We start from the raw sequence: 21,998 nt of genomic DNA, 5'->3' as shown, positions 1-21,998 counted from the left end.
TGGGCTGATGACAACCCTGTGGGAGCGAGCCTGCTCGCGAAAGCGGTAGGTCAGCCACACAGATGATGAATGTGCTGACACTTTCGCGAGCAGGCTCGCTCCCACAGGGGAATGGTGTTGTTGACGCAGTGATCAAACTTTTTGATCGTTATGCCCCATAATTCAGCCTAAGCGTCTGAAGAAAGCTGCTGTTACAATGCCGCCTCTGCGAAACTCCAGTACTTATTGATCAGGAGCACACCGGTGCCTGTCGTTTTTGTCGCCGCTTCGAAGCTGCCAACGCCTTTTGCGCAATTCACCATGCACGGCTTTCTCGATGAAGAGAACGGACGCGAGCACGTGGTGCTCAGCCTGGGCGACTTCGCCGACGGCGCCCCGGTACTCGGCCGTTTGCACTCCGAATGCCTGACCGGCGATGCCTTGTTCAGCCAGCGCTGCGACTGCGGCTCGCAACTTGAAGCAGCGTTGCAAGCCATCGCCCGTGAAGGCCGTGGCGTGTTGCTTTACCTGCGTCAGGAAGGCCGTGGCATTGGCCTGCTGAACAAGATCCGCGCCTACGAATTGCAGGATGGCGGCGCCGACACCGTTGAAGCCAACGAGCGTCTGGGCTTTGCTGCCGACCAGCGTGACTACGCCATGTGCCTGCCGATGCTCCAGCACCTGGGCGTGAAATCCCTGCGGCTGATGACCAACAACCCACGCAAGGTCAAAGCCTTGACCGACATGGGCATTGTGGTCGCCGAGCGCGTGCCGCTGCACACCGGCCATAACCCGCACAACAAACTCTACCTGGCCACCAAGGCGAGCAAGCTCGACCACATGATGGGCAACGAGCATCAGGGCGAGGCGGACCGGGCGTGACCCGCGGCCAGGTTCGGCGACGACTGTCCTTCAGCTGGTGGCAATACCTGGCGCTGGCGTTGCTGCCGTTGTTCGTGATCAACGGCGTGTTCGGCCAGAGCGAGGCGATCCTGCCGGTGCTGGCGATGCCGCTGTTCATTGCCGGTGTGGCCTCGATGTTTGTCAGCCTGAAGTTTTTCAATGGCTACAAACACGCGTTGATCGCCACCCAGAAAGCCCTCGACACCCCTGAAGAACCCGCCGCCTGGATTGCCCTGGCCGCCAAGCGCCGTATCGCATTCCTGGCCGCGAGCCTGCCGGCCTGGGTCGGTGCGTTGGCGGTATTCGTCGGCCTCGAAGCCGTGCCGCTGATGCTCCTGGCGTTGTCGACGGCGGTGCTGTTCTACCTCTACCGTATTCCGCGTCAACTCGGCTGATGCTTCGTCATTGGCTGGCGGTGTTGCTGCTGGCCGTCAGCGGCTCGGTCTATGCGGTTGAGCGCGTGGTCAGCCTCGCGCCTTCTCTGTCTGAAATCGTTGTAGAGCTGGGCTCCGCCGACTTGTTGGTCGGTGTGCTGGATGCCGGTGAGCGTCCTGCCGAACTCAAGGATCTTCCTTCCGTTGGGCGTTATGGTCAGTTAGACATGGAGCGCTTGCTCAGTCTCAAACCCGATCTGCTGTTGCTCTGGCCCGGCAGCGTCGGCCCGGCCCAGCGTGAACAACTCAAGCGCCTGAACATTCCCACCTACGTCGCCGAACCCCACAACCTCGAACAGCTCACCGCGCAGATTGAAGCGATTGCCACGCAACTGGGGCGTCCGGAGCGGGGTGTCAGGTTGGCGGCTGATCTGCGCCAGAAGCTGGAAGACCTGCGCCAACGCTATCGCCGGGACAAGCCGTTGCAAGTGTTCTATCAAGTCTGGGATCGGCCGCTGTACACCGTCGGCGGCGGGCAGATCATCAGCGATGCGCTGGAAGTGTGTGGGGCGCGTAACGTGTTTGCCGACCTGACATTGCCGGCGCCGCAGGTCAGCATTGAGGCGGTATTACAGCGCAATCCCGAAGTGATTCTGGCCAGTGATCAGGCGCAGCTGGACGCGTGGAAAGCCTGGCCGCAGGTGACGGCGGTGGCGCGCAAGCAATTGTTGTTGGTGACGGACAAGGGGTTGGAGCGGCCGAGTGGGCAGATGATTGAGGCGACGGCCAAGCTCTGCCAGGTGATAGCGCCCGACCGTTCAGACCGAGGCTTGCCCGCGAAGAGGCCAGTCCAGACACCGCAAATTCAGGATCAGAGCCCCGGCGTCCAAGTCACCCCAAACATCCACGCCCGTCCTTCCTCGCGATACCCATACTGACCACCGTCATAACTGTACAACGCCCGGCTGTAGCCCTTGTCCAGCAGGTTATCCACCTTCAACTCAAGCTTCACTTCCCGATTCAACGCCCAACTGCTGCGCAACCCGAGCAAGGCATATCCACCCAACGGCTGCAGATTGTTCTCGTCGTCATAACTGCTGCTCACCGCCTGCCAACTCGCCCCCAGACCCAGCCGATCAAACTGCCGATCCAGATCCAGGCTCAACGTGCGCCGCGCCCGACGGGCCAGGGTATGACCGCTGTCGCGATCCCGCGGGTCGATGATCGCCACGCCGAGGTTGCTCTGCCAGCCGAACAGTTCCTGTTTCAGCGCAGCTTCGAAACCATTGATCCGTGCTGAAGCCACGTTCTGCGGGCGATTGTTGCTACCAAAGATGATCGCGTCTTCCAGATCGGTGCGGTACAGCGACGCTTCCAAGCGACTGCTTTCGGTCAACTGACTGCGCCATTGCAGCTCATAGCTTTTCGAGGTTTCAGGCTTGAGGTCCGGGTTGCTGAAGTCCGGGTAGTACAGGTCGTTGAAGGTCGGCGCGCGGAAGCCTTCGCTGTAGGTCAGCAGCACGTCGTTATCCGGATTCAACGGCAGGGTGAAGGTGCCGCTCCAGCTGTTCTGGCCGCCAAACTGCTGGTTCTGATCCCGACGCAGGCCCAGTTCCGTGGAGAAACTGTCGGCCTGATAGCGATGCTGGATGAAAGCCGCGCGGTTCCAGCGACTGTCTTCGTCGAACGCAGTGCTGCTGTTGACCCGATCTTCGTACCAGTCGCCGCCGAGGATCAGGCTGTTGCGATCATTGAGGGTCAGGTCGTTCTGCCAGTTCACCGAATCGCGGTAGGTGTTGAACACCGTGCGCTCATCGCTGAGTTTATCGAGGGTCTTCTCGCGGTTTTCGCTGTGGCCGAATTCGATGCGGGTTTTCCACACGTCGTTGATACGCGCGTCGATGTAACTGCTGACACTGCTGACATCGAACTCACTGTAAGGCTGCTGCTGGACCGATTCGAAGGTGTTCATGTCGAAGCGACCGAACGGGTTGTCGAACTCGCTTTTGCCGTGGTTATCCAGCACGTTCGCGCCGATCTCGATGTCATCGGTGAGGGCGTGGCTCAGGCTCAAACTCACGGATTTATTGCGGTACTCATCGTGATCGCTGTCGCTGGGATATGACTCATGAGTGCGGTCGATTCCGGCGGTTTCATCAAGGCTGGCGCCGAGATTGAAGCGGGTTTTCTCATTGCCACCGGACAAGCCGAGGCTGCGTTCCCACGTCTGGTTGCTGCCAAACCCCACATGCAGGCGTGGTTGCAGACCTTGTTCGCCGCCGCGACGGGTGAAAATCTGAATCACCCCGCCAATCGCATCACTGCCATAAATCACCGAACGCGAGCCGCGCAACACTTCCACGCGCTCGATCTGTTCGATGTTCAGGTGTTGCAGGTTGCTGTCGCCCGACGTGGTGCTGCCGATGCGTTGACCATCCACTAGCACCAGGCTCTGGGCCGATTTGGTGCCGCGAATGTAAATCCCCGGCAAGCTGCCGCGCCCACCGGTTTGCCCGACTTGCACGCCCGGCACACGACGCAACAGGTCGGTGACGCTGCTCGGTTGCAGACGGTCGATGTCTTCGCGGGTGAACACGGTGTTGGCGGCGCTGCTGTCGTTGCGCGCTTCGACCTGGCGGTTGGCGCTGATCAACACGTCGGGGAGCTTGAGGGCCTGGTCGCGCTCGAAGGTGTCGGCCAGGAGTTGACCGGCTGGCAGCAAGGTCAGCGTAAGAGCTAGGCGGGGGAGATTCATTGGCAATCCATGACGAATTCGGCGCAATCCCGTAGGAGCTGCCGAAGGCTGCGATCTTTTGATTTTGATCTTAGGGCGGTAGTGGCGCTGCCGGAGATCAGGATCAAAAGATCGCAGCCTTCGGCAGCTCCTACGGGGGACCGGTTTACAGATTCAGTAGCTGTAAACGCTCACGAATCGAAGCTTCAATCCCCGCTTCATCCAGCCCACACTCAGCCAGCATCTGCGCAGGCTTGGCGTGTTCGACATAGCTGTCCGGCAAGCCCAGGTGCAGCATCGACTTGAGGATGTTCTCGCGAGCGAGGAACTCGCTGACCGCGCCACCGGCGCCGCCCATGATTGCGTTCTCTTCGATGGTCACGAGCAACTCATGGCTGCCGGCGATTTCGCGAACCAGTGCTTCATCGAGCGGTTTGACGAAGCGCATGTCGACCACGGTCGCATCCAGCGTTTCGGCGACTTTAAGCGCTTCGGCCAATTGCACACCGAACACCAGCAGGGCGACTTTATTGCCCTGGCGGCGAACCACACCCTTGCCGATTTCAATCGGTTGCAGGTCTTTTTCGATGGATGCGTTCGGGCCGTTGCCACGCGGGTAGCGCACCGCCGCCGGGCCGTTGTACAGGTGGCCGGTGGTGAGCATTTTACGCAGTTCGTTTTCGTCGCTCGGGGTCATCACCAGCATGCCGGGGATGCAGCGCAGGAACGACAGATCGAAGCTGCCCGCGTGGGTCGGGCCGTCTTCGCCTACCAGACCGGCGCGGTCGATGGCGAACAGTACGTCGAGGTTTTGCACCGCGACGTCATGGATCAGTTGGTCGTAGCCGCGTTGCAGGAACGTCGAATAGATCGCCACCACCGGTTTCGCGCCTTCGCAGGCCATACCGGCGGCGAAGGTGACGGCGTGCTGCTCGGCAATCGCCACGTCGAAGTAGCGCAGCGGGAAACGCTCGCTGAACGCCACCAGATCCGAGCCTTCCTTCATCGCCGGAGTGATCCCGACCAGACGCGGGTCAGACGCGGCCATGTCGCACAGCCATTCGCCGAACACACCGGAATACTTCGGCCCACCAGATTTCTTTGGCGCAGCGGCGGGCGCATCAACCGGTTCGAGTTTGGTGATCGCGTGGTAACCGATCGGGTCGACTTCCGCCGGGGCGAAGCCTTTGCCTTTCTTGGTGACGACGTGGAGAAATTGCGGGCCTTTCAGATCGCGCATGTTGCGCAGGGTGGCGATCAGGGTTGGCAGGTCGTGGCCATCGATGGGGCCGATGTAGTTCCAGCCCAGCTCTTCGAACAGCGTGCCCGGGACCAGCATGCCCTTGGCGTATTCTTCGGTACGTCGGGCGATTTCCCAGGCGCCGGGCAGGCGCGACAGGACCTTTTTGCTGCCTTCACGCATGCTTGCGTAAGTGCGGCTGGAGAGGATCTTCGCCAGGTAATTCGACAAGCCGCCGACGTTGCGCGAGATCGACATGTCGTTGTCGTTGAGGATCACCAGCATGTTGGCGTTGACTTCAGGCGCGTGGTTCAACGCCTCGAAAGCCATGCCGGCGGTCAGTGCGCCGTCGCCGATCACGGCAATCGCCTTGCGATCACTGTTTTGCAGGCGGGCGGCAATCGCCATGCCCAGCGCTGCGCTGATCGAGGTGCTGGAGTGGCCGACACCAAAGGTGTCGTACTCGCTCTCGGAACGCCGCGGGAAGGCTGCGACGCCGTCCTTCTGGCGCAGGGTGCCCATGCGCTCGCGACGGCCCGTGAGGATTTTGTGCGGATACGCCTGATGACCCACGTCCCACACCAGCCGGTCGTCCGGGGTGTCGAACACGTAATGCAACGCGATGGTCAGCTCGATGACGCCCAGGCCGGCACCGAAATGCCCACCGGTCTGTCCGACCGTATAGAGCAATTCCAGGCGCAATTCATCGGCCAGGGTTTCCAGCTCGGCTTCACCTAACCGGCGCAGGCCGTCCGGCGTGTTGGCGCGGTCGAGCAGGGGCGTGGTCGGGCGTTTGCGGGGAATCTCATGAAACGTCGTGGGCATCAGGCGAATCGTTATAGGTATAGAAGAGGCGGCAGTTTACCTGATGCATCGGCCCCTGCCCACGCGTTGCTCTTTTTTGGCGGATACGCTGTCAGCTACGCCGTTCGACGATATAGCGGGCCAGATCGCGCAAAGGCTCGGCTGCCGCGTCAAACGGTCGCAGCGCATGCAGGGCCTGATCGCGCAGTTCCAGGGCGTAGGCCTTGGCCGCATCGAGACCGAGCAGCGCCGGGTAAGTCGGCTTGTCCCGAGCGATATCGGCGCCCTGGCGTTTGCCGAGGGTTTCGGTATCGCTTTCGACGTCGAGAATGTCGTCCTGGACCTGGAACGCCAGGCCGATGGCCTGTGCATAGGTCTGCAACAATTTGAGTTCGTCTTTCTCGGCGCGGCCACTGGCCAGGGCGCCGAGCTTGACGCTGACCTCGATCAGCGCGCCGGTCTTGTGCCGGTGCATGGTTTCGAGGGCTTTTTGATCGAGCTTCAGGCCGACCGAACCGAGGTCGATGGCCTGGCCGCCGACCATGCCCGCAGGGCCTGCGGCCAACGCCAGTGCGCTGACCATTTGCAGACGAATTTCGGTTTCCGGTGTGCTCAGGCGCGGGTCGAGCAAGGCGCTGAACGCCAGGCTCTGCAAACCGTCACCGGCAAGGATTGCGCAGGCTTCGTCGAATTTTTTGTGCGTAGTCGGCTGGCCGCGACGCAAATCGTCGTCGTCCATCGCCGGCAAATCGTCGTGCACCAGGGAATAGGCGTGAATCAGCTCCACCGCGCAAGCCGCACCGTTGGCCTGCTCAGCCTTGCCGCCCAGCGCTTCGCACGCGGCGTAGGCCAGCAGCGGGCGCACACGCTTGCCGCCATTCATTACGCTGTAGCGCATGGCTTCATAGAGGCGGGCGAGCTCGGGGCTCGGCGGGTTGAACAGGGTCTCCAGTGCTGCGTTGACGCGGGCCTGGCTGGTCGCCGAATACGCTGCAATCATTCTGGCTGATCCGCGTCGAAGGGTTCCTCGGCCAACTCGCCATCACGCTCGAGCAGCACTTGAACCTTTTGCTCAGCCTGGGCCAGCGCTGCCTGGCAATCGCGGGTCAGACCGATGCCTTGCTCGAAAGCCGTCAGCGAATCTTCCAGCGACAACTCGCCGTTCTCCAGTCGCTCCACCAGCGTTTGCAGGTCAGCGAGGGATTGTTCGAAATCCAGTGCAGCTTTTTTGCGGGCCATGGCGGCTATTTCCGGTTGACGTTAAACCGGCGCGACACTAGCAGACATGGGGGTTATGGGCAAATGAGCGGGGTGTTTGCCTCTGTTCCGGCAGCACCTGTTTCAGCTTCGATGCACCTTTGTAGCAGCTGGCGAAGCCTGCGTTCGGCTGCGCAGCAGTCGTCAACCCTGTTTGTACGGTACACCTGATGTAGCGTGCGTTCCGATTTCACGACTGCTGCGCAGCCGAACGCAGGCTTCGCCAGCTGCTACAGGTTGGAGTGCAAATCAACTCAATGGTCTATTCGGCTCATTTCGTGAGCCGAATAGCCGCTCTATTCGGCTCACGCCCAACAATCATCGTGATTTCCACCACAAATAAACATGTATCTGATTGTTAAAAAACTGCCGAATAGCTAACCTTCGCGCCTTCTACGACCCAATAGTCACGGGTCTTTCTGACGAAACGCAGTTTTTACATCTGTAACGCGCCGAGGATCGGGCGCAAGGTTTCGTTGTGCATGGCAGGAGGCGTCACATGCGTTGCTTTCTTTCACTGCTGATAATGCTGGCCTGGGCCTCCGCGGCCTCGGCCGAGCCGACGGCTGAAATGTCGGAACCGGTGGGCGGCTGGCGCTTTAACGGCTTGCTCGATCGCAGTGAAAACCCTCAAGTCGCCTATCCCACACCGCCTATCGACCGGGGCGTACAACGCAATCGCACGATGATCGAAGGCCAGCTCAAGGCCATCGGCACTCAGCGCGGGCCGCATACCCTGGCGGTCAACGGCAATCCACTGAATCTGTACACCGACGACGAAGGGCGTTTCGCTCGGCCGTATGCGTTTGGCGCCGGTTCCAACAGTGTCGAAGTGCGCAGCGCCGAGGGCAAATCGCTCAAGCGCGTTCAATTCTATGAAGCCAACAACCTGCGCACCCCGGCGCGGATTCGCGTGGTGCTCGGTTGGGACGACCCCAAAGCCGAGCTCGACCTGCACATCATCACCCCCGACGGCCAGCACGCTTTCTTCGCCCACACGGCGTTGACCAACGGCGGCGGCCTCGACCCGGATGGGGTCGATGGCCCTGGCCCGGAAATGTTCACCATGACCGCCCCGATGCATGGCACCTATCTGGTTTACGTGAACTATTGGGGCAACTTCGGCAGCGAAGGCTATAACTTCGATGAGACCAGCAACCAGAACGAGGTCATCACCTCGCAAATCAACCTGGTACTCAACGAAAACACCGTCGACGAAAAACGCGAGACCTTCATCGTGCCCCTGCGGGCTATCGGTGACCTGTTGCTGGTCAAGACTTTCAACTATTAAGCATCCCGCTCCACGGATGAATTGCTGAGCTTTGGGAACATGAGCGTGAACATGAGCGATAACACGAATTCACCAGCGGTTTCCCCGGCAGCCGAAACGCCTGCAGCCAAACCTTCACGTCGTTGGCCTGCCGTGCTGATCGGGCTGTGTCTGGTGGCCGGCGTGGCGGCCGGGTTGGGCTGGTTCATGCACAAACCCAAAGTGCCGCTGGCGGCGTTGGCCAGTGACAAACTGGGCATGAGCCGCCCGGACGGTCTGCTGGAAACCAACTCCTTGAGCCAATTGCCCAAGGACTTGCTGGCCGTGCCGTTCCTCAAGGAGACCCTGACCGAAGATTTCGTCTTCTATTACGAAGCCCACGCCGATCGCCTCGGCTTGATCGGCAGCTTGCGTCGGATCATCTACGAGCATGACCTGAAGCTGCAGGACAGCCTGATCGAGCAACTTTTCGATCAACCGGCGGACGTGGCGCTGTGGCGTGGGGCGGATGGTCGCCTGAAAGACTTCTTGCTGGTGATGGATCGCGGTGGTCTGGCCAAGATGCTGGAGCCGCTGGCCAAGGTTGCACTGGATGACACGCAACTGACCCAGGTCGCCACGGTGAAAGTCGGCGCTGATGATGTGGCGCTCTATCAGCTGACCTATAACGCAACGAAGTCGCTGCTGTTTGCCTCCCATGGCGACAAACTGGTGGTGCTGTCGAACCCGGCCAAGCTGTACGAAGGCGGCCATGGTCCGGTCGATGAACCGGGGATGGTCTCGACTCAGTCGCTCGAAGCACTGCTCGGGGGCCAAAAACTGTTCCCCGAAGCCTTCGGCCTGCAGCCCCGCGCCCCTGAGGTGAAACAACGCCTGTCGGTCAACTCCAGCGTCCTGGCCATGGGTTATCAGCGTTTCATCCCGAACTTCGCTGGTCTGCGTTTCGACATGGACGACAAGGGCTGGCACAGCTTCCTGGCCATGGATGAACTGGACAACCAACCGGACTTCGATTTCAAACCGATCTGGCAAGCCATGCCGATGGGCGCCAGTGCTTGCGTAGCTTTGCCACTCGCCGCCGAACAACAGAAACCGTTGCTGGTAAAACTCGGTGCCGAAGAAAAAGTCGCCCAGGCCCTGACCGAGCACATGGCCGGTGCGGCGGGTCTGTGCTGGTATGCCGATTCGCGGCTGTACACGCCGCTGTTGGTAGCCAGCCTGAACGACAGCGACAGCGCCAAACTTGATGGCGACCTGGGCAACCTGTTCGGCTCGATGGTCGGCGCTTATGAAGGCAACGTCGAAGAACACGCATTCCCGGTGGTTGAGAAGAAGGAAGGCGAAAGCCACCAATGGCAGCGCCAGGTCAGCTCCAACTTCGGCCCTTATAAAGCCAAGGATGCCGAGAACCCGGACGCGATCACCGGCAAGGCATTCATGAAAGTCAGCCTCGCTCGCCACGGTTCGACGCTGTTGTTCTCCCTCGACGACAAGCTGGTGGATAAAGCCCTCGGCACCCTCGACAAACGCTTCCCGCCTATGGCCGATGTGGTGCCGAAAGACCTGCTGATGCCGGTCTACTTCGGCCCGGATTCCATGGCGCAGCTGATGCAACAGGAAACCCTCGACAGCCTGCCGCAGGACATGGAGCCAGTGTTCTACAACGCCGCGCAAACCTACCTGATCCCGAAACTGCGCAAGCTCGGCGGTTACGGCAAATACGCGCTGACCCTGCCTGAAGGCAGCGAGCCGGACGGCCACTGGCAATGGCTGCCGCTGGAGTGGAAAGCTCTGTGACAGCCCTTATCCGAGGCCTCGGCCTGCTGGCGATGTTGCTCGGCAGTCGGGTGTTTGCCACTGAAGCCGCGCCGCTGGATGCGCAGCAATCCCAGGTGTTTCGCGCCTGGTTCGTGCGCATCGCCCAAGAGCAACTGACCCAAGGCCCGAGCCCGCGCTGGTATCAGCAGGACTGCGCGGGCCTAGTGCGTTTCGCCGCCAACGAAGCGCTGAAGGTCCACGACGACAAATGGCTGCGCAGCAATGGCCTGTCCAACCGCTACCTGCCGCCGGAACTGCAACTGAGCGAGGCCCAACGCGGTCTCGCCCAGCAATGGCAGCAGGGCGGCGGCAAGGTCGGGGCGTACGTCAACGCGATCAAACTGATTCAGTTCAACAGTCATCTGGTCGGCCGCGACGTATCCCAAGCCCGGCCCGGCGACCTGATGTTTTTCGATCAGGGCGACGACCAGCACCTGATGATCTGGATGGGCCGCTACATCGCCTATCACACCGGCACCACCACCCCCACTGACAACGGCATGCGATCCGCGAGCCTGCAGCAACTCATGACATGGAAGGACACCCGATGGATACCCGACGCAGCCAATCCCAACTTCATCGGCGTCTATCGACTGAACTTTCTCTCCCAATGATCGGTGCCCGCATGCTGCGTTTACTGCCTCTGCTGTTGGTTTTAGTGCTGCCGTTTTCGGCGGTGAATGCCGAAGACACCGTCGAGCCAAGCGGCTACACGCCGGTGGCCGGTGAAAGCTTTTTCCTGCTGGCGGATAGCAGTTTCGCCGCCGATGAACAGGCGATGGTGCGCCTCGAAGCGCCGGGCCGTGACTATCGCCGGTTCCGCATGGAGCCTTATGGCGGAGCCGACATTCGCGTGTACCGCATCGACAAGCCGCTGGATTTCCTCAAGCGCCAGAAGAACCTGCACCGCGTGGTCAGCGACGGCCAGTTCAAGGGCGAAGGCCTGTCGAACACCCTCGCGTACCTGTGGGACAACTGGTACCGCAAATCCCGTCGCGTGATGCAACGGGCGTTTTCCTACGAGTCGCGCAAACAAGTCACCGAGGAAGTGCCGGAGCTGAAGATGGGCACCGCGATCGCCGCGCCAACGCCCTACGACGCCCAGCCGCAATTCGCATTGATTCCGGGCCTGCCGGTGGTCAGTCAGTTCCGTTATCCGCTGTGGGAAGCCAAACCGATCCAGCCGCCCGCAGGCGTGAACCTGGCCGGCTCTTCGAGTGAATTCGTCAGTGTTGCGCCGGGCAACGTGTACATTCCGTTGGGTCACCTGAAACCGGGTCTGTACCTGGTGGAAGCGCTGATCGGCAAGTACCGCGCAACTACCATGGTTTTCGTTTCCAACACCGTGGCCGTGAGCAAGATTGCCGGTGATGAATTGCTGGTGTGGGCCGCGCGCAAACACGAAGGCAGTTCGGTGCCAAAAGTGAATGTGCTGTGGACTGATGGTCTGGGTGTGATGAGCAGCGGCGCCACCGATGCCGATGGTTTGCTGCGGTTGAAACACGTCAGCCCCGAGCGTTCCTTCGTGATCGGCGAAGACGAAGAGGGTGGGGTGTTTGTCTCCGAAAACTTCTATTACGACAGCGAAATCTACGACACCAAGCTTTACGCGTTCACCGACCGACCGCTGTATCGGCCGGGAGATTGGGTGTCGCTGAAAATCGTCGGTCGCGAGTTCAAGAACGCCCGGGATTCCGTGGCGCCGACCGCTGCCGACGTCAATGTGACCGTGCTTGATGCCACCGGCACCGCGCTGCAATCGCTGGCGCTGAAGCTCGATTCCAAGTCCGGCACGCAGGGCCGTTTCCAGTTGCCGGACAACGCGGTGGCAGGCGGTTATGAATTGCGTTTCAGCTACAAGGATCAGGCCTACAGCAGTGCCTTCCGCGTTGCCGAATACATCAAGCCACACTTCGAAATCTCGCTCAATTTGGCCAAACAGGATTACCGCACTGGCGAACCGGTCAAAGGCAGCCTGGTGCTGCTGTACCCGGACGGCAAACCGGTGGCCGACGCCAAATTGACCCTGAGCCTGCGCGCCCAGCAACTGTCGATGGTCGATAACGAACTGCAATACCTCGGGCAATTCCCGATTGAGCTGACCAGCACCGAACTGACTACCGACGCCAAGGGCAACGCGACCCTCGACCTGCCGGCCGCCGACAAACCGAGCCGCTACATGCTCACCGTGTTCGCCAGCGATGGCGCGGCGTATCGGGTCAAGACCACCAAGGAAATCCTCATCGACCGTGGCGCCGCGAGCTTCAGCCTGCGCGCACCGCAACGCTTCAGCGCCGTCGGCGACAAGGTTGCATTCCGCTACGTGAACGAAGGCGGCAGTGAGCAAAGCAAAGCGGTTACGCCGAGCAGTTACAGCTGGGTGCGTCTGGAAGACCAGACCACTGGCGACGGCAAGCTCACGGCGAAAGACAAAGGCTTCAGCCTCGCGTTCGACCGCCCGGGCACCTACAACCTGACGTTGAAGGATGACCACGGCCGCGTGGTCGGTGCGACCGGGCATTCGGTTACCGGCGAAGGCGTCAAAGCCGTGCCGGGCACCGTGGAAATCGTCCTCGACAAACCCGAGTACAAGGCCGGCGACGAAGCCATGGCGTTGATCACGTTCCCGGAACCGATCAGCGATGCGCTGCTGTCCCTGGAACGTGACAAGGTCGAGGCCACGGCGCTGCTGTCCAAGGGCGCTGACTGGTTGAAGATGGAAAAACTCAGCGAAACCCAATACCGCGCGCGGATTGCGGTGAAGGACAACTTCGCGCCGAACCTGACGTTCTCGGTGTTGTACACCAAGGGTGGTCAGTACAGCTTCCAGAACGCTGGCATCAAGGTGATCACGCCGCAAATCGACGTGGCGATTGCCACGGACAAAGAGTCGTATCAGCCGGGCGACACCGTGTCGGTGGACCTGAGCACCCAGTTCGCCGGCAAGCCGATTCCGGCGCACCTGACGGTCAGCGTCGTCGATGAAATGATCTACGCGCTGCAACCGGAAGTCGCGCCGACCATCGACCAGTTCTTCTACCACCCGCGCCGCAACAACGTGCGCACCAGCGCCAGCCTGTCGTTCATCAGCTACGACGTGGCGTTGCCGGGCAGCCCAGGCGCGCCGGGCAAAGCCAACCGCAGCGAGCGGGGCGTGAAGGTGCTGGAGCGGCCGCGTCGTGAAGACGTCGACACCGCCGCGTGGCAGCCGGAGTTGATCACTGACGCCAACGGTAAAACCCGCTTCACCTTCAAGATGCCGGACTCGCTGACCCGCTGGCGTATCACTGCCCGGGCCATCGCCGATGACGGCCAGGTCGGGCAGAAGAAGCAATTCGTTCGTTCGGAAAAACCGCTGTACCTGAAGTGGAGCGGCCCGACTAAATTCCGCACCGGCGACAAACCGAATCTCGGCGTGTTCGCTTTCAGCCAGGCCGAAAAACCGGTCAAGGCTGAGCTGGTAATTCATAACGGTGGCACTGAGCAGCGTGTGCCGGTGACGTTGAACAACGGCATCAACTACATCGCACTGCCGTCGTTCGCACTCGCGAGTGGCGACTGGACCGCTGAGCTGGTGCAGGACGGCAAAACCGCCGACGCCCTGGCCGTGCGCCTGACCGCGACCGGCGAAGGTTGGCAGGTCACGCAAAGCCAAAGCCTGGACGTGGCCAGCGGTGATACGCCGCTGACCTTGCCGGCGGACGCGACGGATATTCGCCTGCGCCTGGATGACAGTCCGCAAGCGCTGTTCCGCTCGGCCCTCGATGATCTGCTGAGCTATCCGTATGGCGGCGTCGAACAAACCGCCAGCCGTTTGCTGCCGCTGAGCATCGCTTATCCATCGCTGTCGTCGAACCCGCAGATCCGCGATCGCTTGCGTCTGATCATGCAAAACAGCCGTCTGCGCCTGGTGCAAATGGCTGGGCCTTCGGCGAGTTTCACCTGGTGGGGCATGGACGGCGAGCCGGACGCGTTCCTCACCGCTTACGCTTATTACGCCGACTGGTACGCCAGCAAAGCGCTGGAACTGAGCCTGCCGCCGGAGCATTGGCAGCGGGTGCTGGAGGTGTATTCCAAGCAAGCGAAGAACACGCCGTTGCTGCAACGGGCGTTGATCCTGTCGTTCGCCAAGCAGATGCAATTGCCGGTGAACACCTTGCTCAGCGGTTTGATGGATGACCTGGCGAAGGCCGGCGACGGCAACGCGGCGAACCTGATGGATGACGGCGAAGACAGTCTGGTCATGAGCGATCCGGATTCGGCGCTGGGCCTGGCGGCGGCGCGTGCGCTGACGGCTTCGTTGGCCAAGCAGTCCAAAGTGACGCTGCCGGATGCATTCAATCGTCAATTGCCGGATGCGCAACAACGTCTGGCCGTGAGTTCGCAGCCGTTTGCCGAAGCGTTGAACCTGTCGCTGCAAGCTTTCGATCAGGCTCATGCGCAACAGTTGTTGCAACGTCTGCTGCCACAGCAATCGACCCTGGAACGCGCCTTGGCACTGAGCTGGTTGCAGCGCAGCATCGAACAGGCTTCGCCGACCATTGCACTGGCGCCGGGCGAAGGCTGGAAGAAACGCTACGGTGATACCGGCGAAATGTACTGGACCTGGCAGGGCGCTACGCCGGTGCCGCCAGTGTTGTCGCTGGCCGGAACCCAGGAACGTCCGCTGCGCGCCGCGTTGAGCTATCAGACCAAGCAACCGCCAATCGATCCAATGGCCGTGACCATCACCCGTCGCTTGTCGCGTCTGGTGCCGGGTGACGAAGCGTTCGAATTCAAACTCGAAGCGGTCGGCACCAAGCCGTTGTCCAGCGACAGCCTGTACCTGGACGAAGTGATCATCACCAGCAAAGCCGCGAAACCGCTGCGCTACGGCATGATCGAAGTGCCGCTGCCACCGGGCGCCGATGTCGAGCGCACCACGTGGGGCATCAAGTTGATGGGCAAGGCTGGCACCGAACCGACGGCGCTGGAGAAGGCGCGTTTCGAACCGGGCCAACTGGCTTACGCGATTCCGGTGGACGCCTTGAGCGGCGAATTGCGCGTGCGTCACTTGGTGCGCTTCTCGCAGAAAGGCCAGTTCAACCTGCCGCCGGTGCGTTTCACTCAGGTCTACGCGCCACAGCATCAGGCCCAGGAACAGAAACCGGCGCTCGGCCAGGTCACGGTCAACTGACATGACCCGGCCTCTGGTCTGGTTGCTGCTGTGTTTGCTCCCTGCGCTGGCGACAGCGCAGGACGAACCGCTGCGGCTGGGCTTCAAGGGTGAGTTGATTTCGTTGAGCCCGACTCAAGTGATTTCACGTGAGCCGTTGCCTTCAGATCTGCAGACGCCGTTAGGCAGTTTGTGGAAGTTGTTTGTCTACGGCTGGCTGGTGGATACCGGTGCGCGGGAATCTGCGTATGAGTGTCGCGGGCAGTCGAAGGAAGAAGTTTATTGCTGCACGGCTGGCGGCAAGATTGGCCGTGATCAGGCGTTGGTGAAGTCCTGCGGGTTGTACTTTGAGCCTGCGCGGCTTGGCATTTTGGCTGCTGATTGGCGCACGTATTGGCAGGCGCGACAGGCGCCGGAGTGGTTGCTGAATTTACCGTCGCTACAGCCATCGACGCGGGTTTCAGTTGTTGAGTTGTTGAAGGTGCTGGCCGTGATGCCGGCGCAGGATCAAGCGCGGCGCGTGTTGCTGGACGTGGTGTTGAACGCCGCTGACGGCAATGTCGTCGGTGAGCTCGGTGGCCGGTTGCGGGTGAAAACCTGGAGCTGGCTGGGAGATCAGGATCCGGCGTCGCGTCAGGGCGGGTTTGCCGGTTGGACGCTGGATGGCACGCCGATCTGGGCCGGTGGACGCGGGACCAGCCAGATGGTGCTTCGGCATTATGGTGCGGCGCTGGCTGCGGTGGTGCCGGTGGATTGGCCGGTGGATGCGGGGCGTTGTGTCGAAGTCGGGTTGTTTTCACGTTATCCGATTGGTCGCGTTCTGGCAGGGGATCGGGTGGTTTCCGATGGGCCATTGCAGGGCGACTATCGTGTTGAATTCGCCAATGGCAATCAACTGGATATCCACAGCGACGGCGAACTGTTTCTGCTCAAGGACAAACTCGTCGCCCGTCTGGATCGCGAAGAATACGTCGCCCGCGTCTTGCAACGGGAAGCTAAAGCCGAACCTTTAGAGGCTGCCAAGGCTCTGGCCGTCGCTATCCGCACCTATCTTCTACAAAACGCCACGCGCAACGGTGACTGCCTGAGCATCGACGACAGCAGCAGCCGTCAGCGCGTTGCGCCACGCCCGGCCACCGCCGAATCGCGCAACATTGCAGCCTGGACCAGCGATCTGGTCCTGGCCGGCAGCACCGTCACCTATCACTCCGACCAATCCGGCCCGGACAAACTCTCCTGGCAACAAGCCGTCGAACAAGCCAACGCCGGCCAACGTTACGACGCGATCCTGCTGCACGCCTACCCGCGCGCCAGCCTCAGCCGCTGGGACAACCCCGTCGCCTCCTGCGAAGCGTTGCCCGCCGCGCAAGACTGGCTACAAACCCAACGCCGCGGCTGGCGCCAACGCCTCGAAAACGAAGTCGGCTACAACGAAGTCAACACCTTCGCCGTCTGCCGCCTGGCCTTCGGCCGCCCCTATGTCGACCGCGAACGCCAACGCATCTACGTGCGCGGCGTGCTGTCCCTCCAGGACCGCCTCGACCTGACTCACGAATACCTGCACCTGGCCTTCGAAGCACACCCGAACGGCCAGGATGAAACCTACATCGAAGGGCTCGCCCGCCACCTCTTGCTGGAATAGGCCATGAAACTCCGTTATCCACAGGTCTTCCTGTTCCTCTGTACCTTTTGCGCACTGCCGACGACCTTCGCCGCCGCTGTCGACCTCGATACCCCCGTGGGCGGTTGGCGAACCGGTGCGGTTGAAGGCGAAGGCGAAAACTACCGCCAGCCCGTCAACTATCCCGCGTCCTCGGTCAACACCCCGGTGGGCCAGGCCAACACCGCACGCATCAGCGGCCAGATCAAAGCCACGCCCAAGTCGGGCGAGCCTGGCCGATTGATCGTCAACGGCATCAGCATGCCGCTGAAGGTTGACGCTTCAGGACGCTTTGATCGGCCGTACTCGTTTCCCAATGGCAGTAACAGCGTTGAAGTTCGTAGCCCGGATGGGCAGCAGCGGCATCGCACGCAATTCCTTCACACCAGCGGTGGCGCTACGCCGGCCAAGTTGCGGGTGTTGTTGTCGTGGGACAGCGACAACACGGACCTGGATTTGCACCTGGTGACGCCCGACGGCGCACACATCTGGTACGGAGATCGGGTCGCACCGAACGGCGCGGCGCTGGATGTCGACGTGACCACGGGGTATGGCCCGGAGATCTTCTCCATGCCGGCGCCGATCAAGGGGCAGTATCTGGTTTATGTGAACTACTTTGGTGGCGGGTATCGGAGTGATGAGGACGGGCAGGAAGACGCGGTGCAGGCGCTGACGACCGCGCAGGTGACGGTGATTACGGAGGAAGGGACGCCTAACGAGAAGATGGAGACTTTTCTGGTGCCGATGCGGGCGGTGGGGGAGTTGACGTTGGTTAAGGGGTTTAGTTATCCGTGAGGCGGGAGGGCGACTGATCTGCTTCCGTGGGACCTGTTATGCGGTAGTTGAATAACGATGTGTTCAACAGATGAAAGCTGGGGCAGGACGCGTAAAGCATCTTCGGCTTTTTCACTTTTTGACGAAGGAACAGCTCAATGCGCCAAAGGGATTAACTGACGTCCCGTAACACCTCGATGTAGCCGTTATAGAGGTTGCCGGCGGGCACGAGTTGTTGCGCCACGAGTTGCTGATTCACGCGGTGCAAATGGTAAAAGGGCATGCGCACAAAGAGGTGATGCTCGATGTGGTAGTGGACGGCATGCGGGCCGAACACAAAGGTCTGCCAGTTCGCACGGACAATGCTGCGCGCATTCTGGCTTTGGTCATCGCAGGCGGGCAAGCCGGCATGTTCCATGATTGCCCGGACGCGGCCCATGAATGGCAGCAGGGTAATGGCCGGTAACAACCACAAGCCCAAGTACAGGCCGGCGTGCCCGTACGCACTCAGGATGCCAAACAGCAGGCCATTGCTGAGCAGCATTGAAAAAATTTCCCACGCCACTTGGCCTGTTGATTTTTCGACCTTGGGCATGATCTCGCGATAATCGCCTCGGGCAAATTTATAGGCACTGATGAAGTAGCCCACCCCCCCTATGTCAGCCAGTAACTTTATGGCCAGTTTGCCCCTGGGTAGTGGGAAGTCACCCAGACCAAACACAGCGACTACGGGGTCGTCATGCTGCATCGGCGCCAAGTGATGTTTCAAATGACCGGCGCGGTAGGTTTTCAGCGAAAGAAACAACGGGCCAGCGGCAAACAATTGCCCGATCAGATCATTCGGGCCTTGGCGGCGCAGTAAAACTCCATGGGCGCTCTCGTGCATGATCACCGCCAGCGCAAGTTGACTGCGGGCAATGATGATCGCTGCCAACAGGTACGTGACGGGGTGTGGCCAGGTCGCCGCCGCTACCAATGACGCGGCGATCAATCCCCAGTCGGCCAGTAACGCCAGCAAGGCCCGCCACGGTTTCAAGGCGAATAGCTCGGCGGGCGGGATAAACGCATTCAGCGCCGGATTGTCGCCTGCACGGGACTTCGGTTTGAGCACCTGCATCATCTCCTTGTCGAGGGGTTGCGGGGACACCCGACTCATAAGGTGAGCAGGCGGCTGACCCATGCGTCGATGCGCGCCTGGGCACACGCATTACCGGCCGACCCGTCGGGATCAAACATTGGTGTGAGGGTCAGTTCTGCGGCGGCGTGTGCCACCTGAAGGCGAAAATCAGCAGTATCGCCGCGCCAGGTCACCACGCGATGCACCAACCCTAATCGGGCCGCACGCGCGGCATTGGTAGCCTGTTCGGGCTGATCAGTGAGGACCAGGATGATCGGGCGCTGATAGATCCGCGCGATTGACAGCGCGGCCATCCCGGGTGCCGACACGATCAGTTGCGCCCGCGCCGCACGGCTAGCCCAGTTCGGGTCAACGCCCAGCCAGCCGCGAAGGTGGGTATAACCTTCGCCCACTAAGTGCGCGCTCAGGCCTGCATCGGCGATACCTGCATCTAACGCTTCGGCCAGGCGAGGGTCACTGAAATGCGGATTCAGATAGACCGCCGCACCATCTCGGTGTGGCGTCGATTGAACGTCGGCCAGAGCGACGGGTGTCGGCAATCGAAACAGCGCAGGTGCCGCTGTATCGTCGATGTCATAGGCGAAATCATGTTCGATACACGATCGCGCGGCGTCGATCTGTCGGCCAACGATCCAGCCAAAAATCTGCCCGAAGACACGCGGCCACATCCCCTCGAAGTTGTTGATCAGCGCGACCTTCAAGCTTGCGCCATACACATGCACGACCTTGCGCCGCCAACCCGGCAAGGTGCCCATGAACAGTAACGCCGGGTGAAAGGAGTCATTGATCAGCAGGTCTACGTCATGCAGTTTGCGGCGTAAGCGGATGATGTCCCGCAGCATTCTGCCCGGGCGGAAAACATAATGTGCCACATTGCTGTTGGTTGCCTTGCGCAGCATGTTCTGGCCGCTGTCGAACTGAACTGCGTAGTGCGGCGAGAGTACTTCGCTATCAATACCGAAGCTCTGCAGAAAGCGCTGCCCTTGATCCGAAGTGGTCAGCACCTCGACGTGTGCGCCGACCTTGCGCAGTGCGTGCACCAGCAATTGCGCGCGCATTAAATGACCGCGTGCGTCGGCGGTGGCGAGGTAGAGGATGCGTGGTTTCATCGCTCGCCACCGCTCAAGCGGCTTGAGCCGCCATAGACCCAACCCGCCAGGTACATCGCGAGTGCGCCGGTGACACCGAAACCTGATTCGATGTTCCGAATCTCGGCCAGCAACATGGCCAGATGGCCCGTTTCATGGGGCGCCACGATTTTGCGCAAGGTGTGTTCGCACAGCCGGACGTGTGCTTTTTCGTCGGCCAGAACCCGCGATAACAGCGGATAAAAGCCATGTTCGGCACCGATGACTGAGCAATGGCGACTGAGTACGCGCTCTGCCATCTGCTCGGCGCACAGCCCCGTCGCATAGGCGGGCACTAACAGGCCCTGCTCGAAATGCTTTTCATAGCGATGCGCCAGGCGCTGCCAGCGCCGTATCTTGCGGCGGCTGAGCCAGTCTGGCTCGAGGCGCGTTTGGCCCTCATCCCCGGCGGTGCGTAATGCATCGCTGAACAGCGTCACATGCCGGCGTTCATCCGCCAGATGTTGTTCGACCTGACGTTCTAGCCAGTCGGGTGACTGAGGCAGTAACTCTTCCAGCAGTGCGCGTTCGGTCGCGTCTTCTCCGGCAAGGTACATACGCAGCAACAGCCTCTCGCCACGCCGACTGCCGTGCAAGCGCGTCAGTGCCGCACGCTTGATGCGGTCGACCCAGCGCGCTTGCAGGGCGATCAGCCCTTGTGCTTTCGGGGTGGCCAGACACGCGAAGTCGGCCTCGATGCAGACTTGATCAACCACGGTCATTGCGTCGGCTGCTGTGCAGTATCGATTTCAGCTGTTTGCACTTGCGGCGTGCGGTGCCATGCCAGGATCAGACCGATAAAGCTGTCCTGCATGAAGGCATAACCCGTAGCAGCGGCGCCGGAGAACGCTTCTTCATGACCATTGAGACGCAGATAACCGTTGCCGTTGAGGGCCCCGAATTCCAGCGTATCCAGTTTGTTCAAACCGCGACGACGCACATCTTGCAGGAGCGGGCTGTCCTCAAGACCGAATATGAACAGCTGGCGCTGCACCACCCAAACGGGGATGTGGCTGCTCAGTGCCTGCAATTTAAGCCCCCAAGTACCATTGGAAAGCAGCGTATTCAGGTCACCGGTATCCGGTTCTTGCGAGGTAAAACTGGCGCGCATCAGCGATTTCGATAACCGGCCTACACCAAGGGAAATCGTAATGTCGTTGGCGGCCGGATCTTTCGCATTGCTTGGGCGCACGCCGATGAAATAGCTGGCGACCCGCGCAGCGACCGAAGGATGGGCGAGCACATCGCGCGTCTGTTCGGCGGTGAACAGCACGCGCTCGGTGTTGCCTTCGAGGACGTTGATCCGGTAACGGGGAATCACGACATCAGTGAATTTTCCGCTAACTGGCGCATGTACATAGGTGTCGGGCTTCCACTCCTTGCCCGATCGACGTAGCAGCACATGCAGGCTCAAAGGGACTCGCTGACCGTCAGAGTCGATGCCGCTGCCGTGCAGCAATACGTCGCCAATCACGGTTTTGCTGTCATGCGTGGCATCGGCGGAAATCAGGATGGTCAGGGACACAGGGTCGACACTGGCGCGGGCATCCGCGACATCCAGCGCCACGCGGTTGCATTGTGAGTTGAGCCTGTTGCCGCCGCCGAGAAGGTCTGGCGGACAACCATTGGTTGAGGCGAAGTGGTAGACCCCACGCCCCGCAAACTCCGAAGGGGAGGCATAGACTTGAATACTCAGCGACAACAAGACCAGGCCGGTGATGTACGAGCAGAGTGACGCGATGGAGTCAGTTTTCATCGTTACTTC

At 60.9% G+C, this 21,998-nt stretch carries 16 protein-coding genes and 1 pseudogene; 9 read left to right on the top strand and 8 right to left on the bottom strand.

Annotated elements, in window-relative coordinates; genetic code table 11:
• Positions 1 to 243: 243 nt before the first annotated feature.
• The 3 genes and pseudogenes from ribA to LOY68_RS28330 all read left to right on the top strand — a co-directional run.
• A complete protein-coding gene (gene ribA, locus LOY68_RS28340; protein ID WP_054052350.1) occupies positions 244 to 861 on the top strand; it encodes a GTP cyclohydrolase II in 618 nt (205 codons plus the stop codon).
• The gene (locus tag LOY68_RS28335; protein ID WP_054616778.1) at positions 858 to 1,277 is read left to right on the top strand and encodes a hypothetical protein; all 420 of its coding nucleotides are present in this window, start codon (positions 858 to 860) and stop codon (positions 1,275 to 1,277) included. Before ribA ends, LOY68_RS28335 begins: the two co-directional genes overlap by 4 nt.
• A pseudogene (locus tag LOY68_RS28330) lies at positions 1,277 to 2,074 on the top strand (cobalamin-binding protein); the annotation flags it as partial. The gene LOY68_RS28335 and the pseudogene LOY68_RS28330, both read left to right, overlap by 1 nt.
• Before the next feature lie 53 nt (positions 2,075 to 2,127).
• On the opposite strand, the gene LOY68_RS28325 reads toward LOY68_RS28330, so the two are convergent.
• From LOY68_RS28325 to LOY68_RS28310, 4 genes are all read right to left on the bottom strand, one after another.
• On the bottom strand, positions 2,128 to 4,011 hold the full coding sequence (locus tag LOY68_RS28325) for a TonB-dependent receptor domain-containing protein (RefSeq protein ID WP_265041156.1): 1,884 nt from the start codon (positions 4,009 to 4,011) through the stop codon (positions 2,128 to 2,130).
• A gap of 145 nt (positions 4,012 to 4,156) precedes the next feature.
• A complete protein-coding gene (gene dxs / locus LOY68_RS28320) occupies positions 4,157 to 6,055 on the bottom strand; it encodes a 1-deoxy-D-xylulose-5-phosphate synthase (protein ID WP_265041154.1) in 1,899 nt (632 codons plus the stop codon).
• Positions 6,056 to 6,146: 91 nt separating this feature from the next.
• Positions 6,147 to 7,034, bottom strand: a complete 888-nt coding sequence (ispA, locus tag LOY68_RS28315) for a (2E,6E)-farnesyl diphosphate synthase (protein WP_265041153.1) — start codon at positions 7,032 to 7,034, stop codon at positions 6,147 to 6,149.
• Entirely contained in the window at positions 7,031 to 7,273 is a 243-nt protein-coding gene (locus LOY68_RS28310) for an exodeoxyribonuclease VII small subunit (protein ID WP_007894317.1), read from the bottom strand. The genes ispA and LOY68_RS28310 overlap by 4 nt, the downstream gene beginning before the upstream one ends.
• Before the next feature lie 517 nt (positions 7,274 to 7,790).
• Here LOY68_RS28310 and LOY68_RS28305 point away from each other — a divergent pair.
• Genes LOY68_RS28305 through LOY68_RS28280 form a run of 6 tightly spaced genes read left to right on the top strand, consistent with a single transcriptional unit; the run spans position 7,791 to position 17,989 of the window.
• Positions 7,791 to 8,582, top strand: a complete 792-nt coding sequence (locus LOY68_RS28305) for a YfaP family protein (protein WP_265041146.1) — start codon at positions 7,791 to 7,793, stop codon at positions 8,580 to 8,582.
• A gap of 51 nt (positions 8,583 to 8,633) precedes the next feature.
• On the top strand, positions 8,634 to 10,358 hold the full coding sequence (locus LOY68_RS28300; RefSeq protein ID WP_265041145.1) for a DUF2138 domain-containing protein: 1,725 nt from the start codon (positions 8,634 to 8,636) through the stop codon (positions 10,356 to 10,358).
• Positions 10,328 to 10,993 carry a DUF1175 domain-containing protein gene (locus tag LOY68_RS28295; protein ID WP_413787166.1) on the top strand — a complete coding sequence of 222 codons (666 nt, stop codon included), beginning with the start codon at positions 10,328 to 10,330 and terminating at the stop codon, positions 10,991 to 10,993. Before LOY68_RS28300 ends, LOY68_RS28295 begins: the two co-directional genes overlap by 31 nt.
• On the top strand, positions 10,990 to 15,555 hold the full coding sequence (locus LOY68_RS28290; RefSeq protein WP_265041143.1) for an alpha-2-macroglobulin family protein: 4,566 nt from the start codon (positions 10,990 to 10,992) through the stop codon (positions 15,553 to 15,555). Before LOY68_RS28295 ends, LOY68_RS28290 begins: the two co-directional genes overlap by 4 nt.
• Before the next feature lies 1 nt (position 15,556).
• Positions 15,557 to 17,176 (top strand): DUF2300 domain-containing protein, encoded by a 1,620-nt coding sequence (locus LOY68_RS28285; protein ID WP_163911475.1) that lies wholly within the window; start codon positions 15,557 to 15,559, stop codon positions 17,174 to 17,176.
• Between the two features lie 3 nt (positions 17,177 to 17,179).
• Entirely contained in the window at positions 17,180 to 17,989 is an 810-nt protein-coding gene (locus LOY68_RS28280) for a YfaP family protein (protein WP_265041140.1), read from the top strand.
• A 151-nt stretch (positions 17,990 to 18,140) separates the two neighbouring features.
• On the opposite strand, the gene LOY68_RS28275 is transcribed toward LOY68_RS28280, so the two are convergent.
• The 4 genes from LOY68_RS28275 to LOY68_RS28260 are packed head-to-tail and all read right to left on the bottom strand — an operon-like array spanning position 18,141 to position 21,989.
• The gene (locus tag LOY68_RS28275; protein ID WP_265041139.1) at positions 18,141 to 19,079 is read right to left on the bottom strand and encodes a fatty acid desaturase family protein; all 939 of its coding nucleotides are present in this window, start codon (positions 19,077 to 19,079) and stop codon (positions 18,141 to 18,143) included.
• A 41-nt stretch (positions 19,080 to 19,120) separates the two neighbouring features.
• Positions 19,121 to 20,215, bottom strand: coding sequence for a hypothetical protein (locus LOY68_RS28270; protein WP_265041137.1), 1,095 nt, complete (start codon positions 20,213 to 20,215; stop codon positions 19,121 to 19,123).
• Positions 20,212 to 20,955, bottom strand: coding sequence for a hypothetical protein (locus LOY68_RS28265; protein ID WP_265041135.1), 744 nt, complete (start codon positions 20,953 to 20,955; stop codon positions 20,212 to 20,214). Before LOY68_RS28265 ends, LOY68_RS28270 begins: the two co-directional genes overlap by 4 nt.
• Entirely contained in the window at positions 20,952 to 21,989 is a 1,038-nt protein-coding gene (locus tag LOY68_RS28260; RefSeq protein WP_265041133.1) for a hypothetical protein, read from the bottom strand. Before LOY68_RS28260 ends, LOY68_RS28265 begins: the two co-directional genes overlap by 4 nt.
• Between the last annotated feature and the right edge of the window lie 9 nt (positions 21,990 to 21,998).

Origin of the sequence: Pseudomonas sp. B21-053, from assembly GCF_026016365.1 — a bacterium.
In the GTDB taxonomy this organism is placed as follows: Bacteria; Pseudomonadota; Gammaproteobacteria; order Pseudomonadales; family Pseudomonadaceae; genus Aquipseudomonas; species Aquipseudomonas nunensis.
This window is presented reverse-complemented; position numbering and strand designations above follow the sequence as displayed.

Coding starts and splice junctions, on each gene's coding strand:
- LOY68_RS28265 (WP_265041135.1), bottom strand. CDS start 20,955: ATGACCGTGGTTGATCAAGTCTGCATCGAGGCCGACTTCGCGTGTCTG.
- LOY68_RS28260 (WP_265041133.1), bottom strand. CDS start 21,989: ATGAAAACTGACTCCATCGCGTCACTCTGCTCGTACATCACCGGCCTG.
- LOY68_RS28325 (WP_265041156.1), bottom strand. CDS start 4,011: ATGAATCTCCCCCGCCTAGCTCTTACGCTGACCTTGCTGCCAGCCGGT.
- LOY68_RS28305 (WP_265041146.1), top strand. CDS start 7,791: ATGCGTTGCTTTCTTTCACTGCTGATAATGCTGGCCTGGGCCTCCGCG.
- LOY68_RS28295 (WP_413787166.1), top strand. CDS start 10,328: ATGGCTGCCGCTGGAGTGGAAAGCTCTGTGACAGCCCTTATCCGAGGC.
- LOY68_RS28290 (WP_265041143.1), top strand. CDS start 10,990: ATGATCGGTGCCCGCATGCTGCGTTTACTGCCTCTGCTGTTGGTTTTA.
- LOY68_RS28270 (WP_265041137.1), bottom strand. CDS start 20,215: ATGAAACCACGCATCCTCTACCTCGCCACCGCCGACGCACGCGGTCAT.
- dxs (WP_265041154.1), bottom strand. CDS start 6,055: ATGCCCACGACGTTTCATGAGATTCCCCGCAAACGCCCGACCACGCCC.
- ispA (WP_265041153.1), bottom strand. CDS start 7,034: ATGATTGCAGCGTATTCGGCGACCAGCCAGGCCCGCGTCAACGCAGCA.
- LOY68_RS28285 (WP_163911475.1), top strand. CDS start 15,557: ATGACCCGGCCTCTGGTCTGGTTGCTGCTGTGTTTGCTCCCTGCGCTG.
- LOY68_RS28310 (WP_007894317.1), bottom strand. CDS start 7,273: ATGGCCCGCAAAAAAGCTGCACTGGATTTCGAACAATCCCTCGCTGAC.
- LOY68_RS28300 (WP_265041145.1), top strand. CDS start 8,634: ATGAGCGATAACACGAATTCACCAGCGGTTTCCCCGGCAGCCGAAACG.
- LOY68_RS28280 (WP_265041140.1), top strand. CDS start 17,180: ATGAAACTCCGTTATCCACAGGTCTTCCTGTTCCTCTGTACCTTTTGC.